General features: G+C 73.0%; 6 protein-coding genes and 1 pseudogene. 4 read left to right on the top strand and 3 right to left on the bottom strand.

Annotated elements, in window-relative coordinates; all coding sequences use genetic code 11:
* The first annotated feature begins 247 nt into the window (after window positions 1-247).
* The 4 genes from CCN35_RS25835 (at window position 248) to CCN35_RS25820 (ending at window position 6,061) form a co-directional block, all read left to right on the top strand.
* Window positions 248-3,283: a beta-N-acetylglucosaminidase domain-containing protein gene (locus CCN35_RS25835; RefSeq protein WP_086794520.1), complete on the top strand. Its 3,036-nt coding sequence runs from the start codon at window positions 248-250 to the stop codon at window positions 3,281-3,283.
* A 200-nt stretch (window positions 3,284-3,483) separates the two neighbouring features.
* Window positions 3,484-4,026, top strand: coding sequence for a PadR family transcriptional regulator (locus tag CCN35_RS25830; protein WP_067398982.1), 543 nt, complete (start codon window positions 3,484-3,486; stop codon window positions 4,024-4,026).
* Window positions 4,023-4,712, top strand: a complete 690-nt coding sequence (locus CCN35_RS25825; RefSeq protein ID WP_086794518.1) for an ABC transporter ATP-binding protein — start codon at window positions 4,023-4,025, stop codon at window positions 4,710-4,712. Before CCN35_RS25830 ends, CCN35_RS25825 begins: the two co-directional genes overlap by 4 nt.
* Window positions 4,709-6,061 (top strand): FtsX-like permease family protein, encoded by a 1,353-nt coding sequence (locus tag CCN35_RS25820; RefSeq protein ID WP_086794517.1) that lies wholly within the window; start codon window positions 4,709-4,711, stop codon window positions 6,059-6,061. The genes CCN35_RS25825 and CCN35_RS25820 overlap by 4 nt, the downstream gene beginning before the upstream one ends.
* A 265-nt stretch (window positions 6,062-6,326) precedes the next feature.
* Here CCN35_RS25820 and CCN35_RS25815 read toward each other — a convergent pair whose 3' ends face one another.
* The 3 genes and pseudogenes from CCN35_RS25815 to CCN35_RS27955 form a co-directional block, all read right to left on the bottom strand.
* Window positions 6,327-7,115, bottom strand: a complete 789-nt coding sequence (locus tag CCN35_RS25815) for an acetoacetate decarboxylase family protein (RefSeq protein WP_086794515.1) — start codon at window positions 7,113-7,115, stop codon at window positions 6,327-6,329.
* A gap of 505 nt (window positions 7,116-7,620) precedes the next feature.
* A complete protein-coding gene (locus tag CCN35_RS25810) occupies window positions 7,621-8,007 on the bottom strand; it encodes a VOC family protein (RefSeq protein ID WP_067398988.1) in 387 nt (128 codons plus the stop codon).
* Window positions 8,008-8,109: 102 nt separating this feature from the next.
* Window positions 8,110-8,217 (bottom strand): annotated as a pseudogene (locus CCN35_RS27955) (IS5/IS1182 family transposase); the annotation flags it as partial.

Below are 8,217 nucleotides of genomic sequence, written 5' to 3'. Positions count from 1 at the left end.
GGTAGGGCTGCGGTCATCCGGAAACCGGATGACCGCAGCCCTACCCAGTGCGCGCGAGGGCAGACATACGAGAACGAATGACGTGCCCCTGGTCACACTCGCCTGACCCCAGGTTCGGGCAATCACGGCACAACGGCCACTCCCGTTGACACCTTTCCCCGGGGATGGTGTGGTCGGAATTCTTCGACACCGCCTTCGGGACTGTCTCCGGGACCGTTCAGCAACGGCCGATCGACGAGGAGGGACCGTGCGGCTTCGGCGCGGCATCGGGCACGGAAGGAACGCGGTCGCACTGGCGTTCGCCGTTGTCGCCGGAACACTGGGAGCCGGCCCCGCGGCCGTCGCGGCGCCGTCCGGCCCCGGCGCCGGCCCGGACCCCGGCACCCCGGCCACCAACCCGGAGCAGCCGACCACGGCCTCCTCCGATCTCGCCGTGTGGCCGCGCCCGCAGTCCCTGCGGACGACCGGCACCGCCGTGAAGGTCACCGACCGGGTCGCCCTGGTCGCCGACGCGGACGCGGACCCGTACGCCCTGGACGCGCTGCGCACGCTTCTGCGCGGGGCCGGCGCCCGGACGATCACGGACCTGGGCCCCTCGGACCCCGTCCCGCCGGGCGCCCTGGTGGTGCGCGCGCAGGCCGAGCAGCCGTACGGCGACCCGCGCTACGCCCTGCCCTCCGGCGGCTACCTCCTCACCACCGGCGACGGCGCCCTGACCCTCACCGGCGCCGGCGAGGACGGCCTCTTCCACGCCGTGCAGACCCTGCGTCAACTGCTGCGCCCCGACGGGACGATCCCCGGCGTGACCGTCCGCGACTGGCCGGGCACCGCCGTGCGCGGCACCACCGAGGGCTTCTACGGCGCCGCGTGGACGCAGGAGCAGCGGCTGGCCCACATCGACTTCATGGGCCGCACCAAGCAGAACCGGTATCTGTACGCCCCCGGCGACGACCTCTACCGCCAGGAGCGCTGGCGCGAGCCGTATCCGGCGAAGCAGCGGGCGCAGTTCCGGGAGCTGGCCGAGCGGGCCCGCCGCAACCACGTCACCCTGGGCTGGGCGGTGGCGCCGGGCCAGTCGCTGTGCTTCGCCTCGGACGACGACATACGGGCGCTGAAGCGGAAGCTGGACGCGATGTGGGCGCTCGGCTTCCGGGCGTTCCAGCTGCAGTTCCAGAACGTCAGCTACAGCGAGTGGCACTGCGACGCCGACCCGGACCGTTTCGGCTCCGGCCCGAAGGCGGCGGCACACGCGCAGGCACGGGTGGCGAACGAGCTGGCCCGTCACCTGGCGGAGCGTCACCCCGGCGCGGAGCCGCTGTCGTTGATGCCCACCGAGTTCTACGAGGACGGTGCCACGCCCTACCGGCGGGCGCTGGCCTCCGCGCTGGACCAGTCGGTCCAGGTGGCCTGGACCGGGGTGGGCGTGGTGCCGCGCACCATCACCGGGGCCGAACTGGCCGAGGCCCGCGCGGTCTTCGGGCACCCGCTGGTCACCATGGACAACTACCCGGTGAACGACTACGCCGAGGACCGCATCTTCCTCGGCCCCTACACCGGCCGCGAGCCGGCCGTGGCCGGCGGCTCGGCCGCCCTGCTCGCCAACGCGATGGAGCAGGCGGAGGCCTCCCGCATCCCGCTGTTCACAGCGGCCGACTACGCCTGGAACCCCCGCAACTACCGTCCCGAGGAGTCCTGGCGGGCGGCCATCGCCGACCTCGCGGGAGGCGACAAACGGCGCCACGAGGCGCTGGCGGCCCTGGCCGGCAACGACGCCTCCTCGGTGCTGGGCGGCACGGAGTCGGCGTATCTGCGCCCGCTCATCGAGGCCCTGTGGAAGGCCCGCAGGACCACGGACCGGGCCGCGAACGAGACCGCCGAGGCACGGCTGCGCGCCGCGTTCACGGTGATGCGCGAGACCCCCGGACGCCTGGGGACCGAGGGCACCCTGGACGAGGAAGTGGCACCGTGGACGGCGCAGCTGGCCCGCTACGGCGAGGCCGGCACGGCGGTGCTCGACATGCTCCGCGCCCAGCGCGAGGGCGACGCGGCGGGAGCCTGGAAGGCGTACCGGACGCTGGAGCGGCTGCGCGCCGGGATCAGGCGCGCCGACGTCACGGTCGGCAAGGGCGTGCTGGACCCGTTCCTGGACCGCGCACGGCGGGAGTACGCGGCCTGGGCGGGCCTGACGCACGAGCCGGCCCCGGAGCGGGGCGACCCGCTGACCCGCACGGTCCGTCTCCCGCGCGCCCACGCCCTGACCTCCGTGACGGTCCTCAGCGACCCCGGGACCACCGGCACCGTGGAGGTCCACGTCCCCGGGCAGGGCTGGCACCGCGTGGGCACGCTGGCGAAGCACGGGGCGACGGAACTCGACATCGCACAGCCCTCGTCCCCGGACGGCCGGGCGACACGTCCCCCGGCGCTGTGGCCGCCCGTCTACCCGGACCCGGGCCCGTGGACGCGCCCGCCGGCCCTGGTGCAGCCCACTCCCCCGCCGGCCGGCACCCGGGTCGACGCCGTCCGTGTGACCGGCGCCGACCCCTCCCGCGTCCACCACCTCGTCCCGTGGTTCGCCGACACCGCGCAGGCCGATCTGAAGCTGTCGCGCACCGAGACCGACGCGGAGATCGGCGGCACCGAGCGGCTGACCGCCCGGCTGACCTCCCGCCGACCGTCCGCGGTGCGCGGCAAGGTCGCCGTGGAGGCCCCCGAGGGCATCGAGGTCCGGGTCCCCTCCGCCGAACTGACGGTGCCGCGCGGCGTCGCGGTGGACGTCCCCGTCGAGGTGACCGTGCCGCCGACGGCACCGTCCCGTGCGTACGACATCCGGGTCACCTTCGCCGGGGAGACCCGCACCCTGACCGTCCGCACCTTCCCGCGCACCGCCGGCCCCGACCTGGCCCGCGCCGGCAGGGCGACCTCGTCGGGCGACGAGACCCCCGACTTCCCGGCCTCCGCCGCGATCGACGGCAAGCCGTCCACCCGCTGGTCCTCCCCCGTCGACGACGGCGCCTGGTGGCAGGTCGAGCTGCCCGAGCCGGTCCGCCTGGGCAAGGTGGCCCTCCACTGGCAGGAGGCCCACCCCTCCGCCTACCGCGTCCAGGTCTCCCCCGACGGCCGCCGCTGGCGCACGGCCGGTGCGGTGAAGGACAGCCGGGGCGGCCGGGAGACCGTCCGCATGGACGAACGCGACGTGCGCTTCGTCCGCGTCCAGGGCGACAAGCGGGCCACCCGGTTCGGCTACTCCCTGTGGTCGGTGGAGGCGTACGCGGTGGCGGACTGAGCCCGCCGCACCGCACGCCCGGGAGTTTCCAGGTAGCGGCCGAATTGCTGGGCGTCCTTGGGCCCGCCGCACCGCACGCCCGGGAGTTTCCCTGGGCCTCTCCCCGGAGTTGCCCCTGCCGGAGTTCTCCGCCCTCCCTGCCGGGGCTCTCCGCGGATCACTATATACTCAGTACATATACGTGGTACATACTGAGGTGCATGAGCACCCGTCACATCCTGCTGGGCCTGCTCGCCAAAGGGCCGAGCCATGGCTACGAGCTCAAGCAACGCCACGACGAGCACTTCCCGCAGGCCCGTCCGCTCGCCTACGGGCAGGTCTACACGACCCTGCAGCGGCTGGTCCGCGACGGCCTGGCGGAGGTGGAGGGCACCGACTCCGACGGGGGGCCGGAGCGGACGCTGTACCGCCTCACCGAGAAGGGCTCCCGGGAGGTGACCGCATGGGCCGGACAGGTCACGCCTCCCGCGCCCTTCGTGGCGAACGAGATCTTCACCAAGGTCGTCGTGACGATCCTCACCGGCGGTGACCCGGCCGCCCACCTGCTCGCGCAACGCGCCGCGCACATGGAGCGGATGCGGGAGCTGACGGCACTCAAGACCGCACCGGGAGCCGACCTGACCACCGTGCTCTCGGCGGACTACGCCCTCAACCACCTCGACGCCGACCTGCGCTGGATGACCACCACGCAGGCCCGGCTCGCCTCTTTGACCGCTCTGACCATGGAGGTCGACCGAGCATGAGCAACCGTCCGGCGCCCCTTGTGGCGGCCCGAGATCTCGTCAAGTCCTACGGCAGGACGCCAGCGCTGCGCGGGGCCTGCCTGGAGGTGGGGGAAGGCGAGATCGTCGCCGTGACCGGCGCGAGCGGCAGCGGGAAGTCCACGCTGCTGCACTGTCTGGCGGGCATCGTCCGGCCGGACGGGGGCACGGTGACCTACGACGGGAAGCGCGTCGACCTGCTGCCGGAGGACCGCCTGAGCGAGCTGCGCCGCACCGACTTCGGCGTGATGTTCCAGTTCGGGCAGCTGATCCCCGAACTGACGGCCGTGGACAACGTCGCACTGCCGCTGATGCTGGCCGGGACCGCACGGGGGACGGCCCAGGAGCGGGCGGAGGAGTGGCTGGAGCGGTTCGGCGTGCGGGAGCAGAAGGACCTGCGCCCCGGGGAGCTGAGCGGCGGTCAGGAGCAGCGGGTGGCCCTGGCACGGGCGTTGGTGACCGGCCCGCGGGTGGTGTTCGCGGACGAGCCGACGGGGGCCCTGGACTCGCTGGCGGGCGAGCAGGTGATGACGGCTCTGGTGGGAGCCGCCCGCGCGTCGGGCGCGGCGGTGCTGCTGATCACGCACGACGCCACGGTGGCGGCGTACGCCGACCGCGAGGTGCGGCTGCGGGACGGCGCGGTGGTCGGGGCGGAGGTGCCCGCATGAGGACCGATCTGCGGCTGGCCTGGCTGTTCATACGGGGCTCGAACCGGCAGGAGTGGTGGCGGATCGCGCTCGTGGTGGCCGGGGCGACGTGCGCCACGGGCCTGGCCTCGGCGGCCGCCGTCCTGGCCTCGGTGCGCGGGCAGCACTCCTTCTCCTTCGCCGCCGGCCTGCTCAACCAGCCCGGTGAACGCTCCGGGGCGATCGTCGCGCTGCTGCTCCTGCTGGTCCCGGTGCTCGGGTTCCTCGGGCAGTGCGCCCGGATCGGGGCGGTGCACCGCGACCGGCGGATGGCCGTGCTGCGGCTGGCGGGCGCGGAGCCGGGCCGGGTGCGGCGGATCGCGGCGCTGGAGACCGGACTGGCCTGCCTGCTGGGCTCGGCGCTCGCCACGGCCGGTGCGGTGGCCGTGCTGACGGCCGTGTGGGAGCGGCCGACCGCCCTGGCCTGGGCGGGGATCGCCCTGGTCGGGGTCGGTGTGCCGCTGCTGGGCACAGCGGCCGGGGTACTGGCGCTGCACCGGGTGGTGGCCTCGCCGCTGGGGTGGGTGCGGCGCACCCGCACACGGTCGGGGCGGGGTCCGCTCCTGCTGTTCACGGGCGGGCTGCTGCTCGTGGACGTGGCGGCGCTGGGAGGCGTGACCGGTACATCCATGAACTCCCGTGGCGCGGGCTCGAACGCTCCGCTCGTCGTGTGCGCGGCGGTGCTGGCCGTCGGCGCGGGCGCGGTGTGGCTCACGGGCGCCCTGTCCTGGCTGACGGGACGGCTGCTCGCGGCCCGGACCGGCTCCCCGGCGGTGCTGATCGCGGCGGAGCGGCTGCGGGACGACCCGTGGGCGGCGGCCCGTATCCATGCGGCGGTGCTGCTGGTGACGGTGATCGGGACCGGGTTCGCGGGCATACGGCAGGCACTGCTCACCGAGCTGGAGAACGCGGACGACACGCACGGTTTCGCCGCGGACGACTCCTTCTACACGACGGGCCTGGATCTCACGGCCGCGGCCATCGCCTTCGGCCTGGTGATGGTCCTGGTCGCACTGGCCGTCGGCACCGCCGAGTCCGTCGCCACCCGGCGCCGGGGCCTGGCCGCACAGGTGGCCGCCGGGGTCCCGCGGCAGGTGCTCGCCCGGGCCCTGCTGCTGGAAACCGCCCTGCCCCTGGCCCCGGCCGTCCTCGTGGCGGGCCTGGGCGGCCTGGTCATCGGCACCGTGTACAGCGTCCTCGCCTCCGGGACCGTGCCGTACCTCTCCCTCCTGGTCCCGGCCGGCATCTACGCCGCCTGCCTGCTGGCCACAGCCCTCTCGCTCCCCCTGCTGCACCGCTCGGTACGCCCGGCGGAACTGCGGTACACGTGAGCGCCCGGTCCCGGGGCACGGGCCCCCGGGACCGGAAGCAGCCGCTGTTTCCGGAGTCGTCCACGGTCCGGTCGGCCTGGTGGAGGGCGGGGCGGAGCGTGCCGGGCACAGGGCCGTGGTGAAGAGGGACGTGAGAACGGCCGGGCTCATGCGACGCGCACCTCAGCGGGAGCAGGGGCCGCATCAGTGACCTCGGCCGTATCGATCGCAGGCCGCGCAGTGCTCCCGAAGCCACGGGCAGGGCCGACGGTGCCGCGCGCCGGGGTCAGTCCAGCGGCTGAACCTGCGTGACGTTGTACGACATCGAAGCGCGAAAGCCCATTCCCGCGCGCGCAGGCGTGAGATCCGCCAGTTCCTCGCCCGGGGCCTGGAAGAACTCGATCTCGCTCGTGCCTGCCCAGACGTCGGCCACCTGCTGGTCGGCGTAGTCCATCCGCACCAGTTCATGCACGGCGGGTTTGTCGTACTTGCCGACCTCCAACGTGGGAAAGTGCCGCAGATTGATCGTGTCCCGGCTCAGGAGAGCCGACGGGTCCTCCATCGGGGCCTGAAGCGTGACCCGCGCCTGAGCAAGGGTCCGCTCGTCCGACGAGACGCTCGCGCCGAAGCGAGCGCCCGGCTCCAGCGTCGGCGAAGCCTTGCCCGGTGACGCGAACACCCGAGTCTGATGCACATGCCCCGCCTTCTTGGGAAACCCTTGGATCCAACCGCGGGCGAGCGCATGGTGGTTGTCCACGTAGATGTACGGACACCACGCCACGGGCCGGCCACGGTGGCGGGCGTCGACCAGGACGAAGAACTCCCGGTACTGACTGCGGACGGGGTCGAGGTACTCGTCGTTCTCACCGTTGAACTGCCAGTCCACGAAGAAGGCGACGACCCGCCCGGAGGAGTCCGGATCAGGGTCCAGTCCTTCGGGGAGCGTCGCCTCCGCAGCGGCGGGATCGGTCCAGAACTCGACTCCCACGATGTCGCCGGCGTAATGCCAGGGCGGCGTGGGGGCGATGTTGGCCACCCCCTTGGGAGACAACGGGACGGTGTAGCCCTTCAGCATGTGCGCCTCCCTGAGAGGCAGCCATGGCGACCGAGCAGCGTACGTCGGCCCAGCCACCCGTGGACGATGTACTCCAATCCACCACAAATCTAGAGCAAAGGTCTTTCGCTGTCCGGCCAACCGCGATGACCAGGGCCTTCACGGTCTGCGACGCGTCGGGGCAGCGCGCTTCGGACGGCCGGCGCCCGCACAAGAGGTCGTCTCATGCGGCAGGTCCGCGGTAGCGGAGGAGGACGCAGGCGACGGCGACGACCGCGAGGAGGCGTTCGGCCTCGCGGCCGTGGCAGCGGTGCGGACGGCAGCAGCCGCCCGGCCAGGAAGCGGTGCGCGGTCGGGCCCGAGAAGCCGAAGACCGGCGGCGGCTGCCAGGTGCGGCCCGTCGTGGCCGCGAAGACGGTCGTGGCCGGTGTCTCGCGGTCACCGTACCTGCGCCGACCAGCGCCCTGCGGCCTCGCCGGGACGGGCGGAGTGCCCGGAGAACCGAGCCGGGCAGGTCCTTGGGACCTCAGTCCCCGCCACTGCCGTACGGCCTCGTCAGGATTTCCATGTTGTGGCCGTCCGGGTCGTCGAAGTACACCCCTCGGCCCCCGTCGTTGCGGTTGATCTCACCGGGACGCCGATGGTACGGATCCGCCCAGTACGGCAGGCCCGCGGCCCGGATACGGGCGAAGATCGCGTCGAAGTCGTCCTCGGAGACCAGGAACGCGTAGTGCTGCGGGGAGATCGGCTCAGTGGTCTCCAGGTAGTCCAGCGTCACACCGTTCGCCACCTGCACCGGGGTGAACGGGCCGAACGGCGGTTCCACCTCGAGCCCCAGCAGATCCGCGAGGAACCGCGCGGACCGCTCCTTGTCGCGTGCAGCGACGATCGTGTGATTGAGCTCCACGGCCATGGGTCGGCCCTCCTGCCCATAGACGCCACACCCCCTTCCCACGCTAAGGGCTGTCCCGTAAATGATCTACGGCATGCCGGTTGACCAGCGTCGTTTTTCCGGTCACCCGGCGAGGGCGAGGTTGTGCAGGCGGGCGACGCCGAGCATCGCGTGGTGAACGCCGTCGCCTTTCAGGCGGCAGTCGCGGAGGATCTTCCAGGTCTTCATGCG

It is taken from the genome of Streptomyces thermovulgaris (assembly GCF_002155915.1).
In the GTDB taxonomy this organism is placed as follows: Bacteria; Actinomycetota; Actinomycetes; order Streptomycetales; family Streptomycetaceae; genus Streptomyces; species Streptomyces thermovulgaris.
The sequence above is the reverse complement of the archived record's forward strand: the minus strand, read 5'-3'. Positions and strand labels throughout refer to the sequence as shown.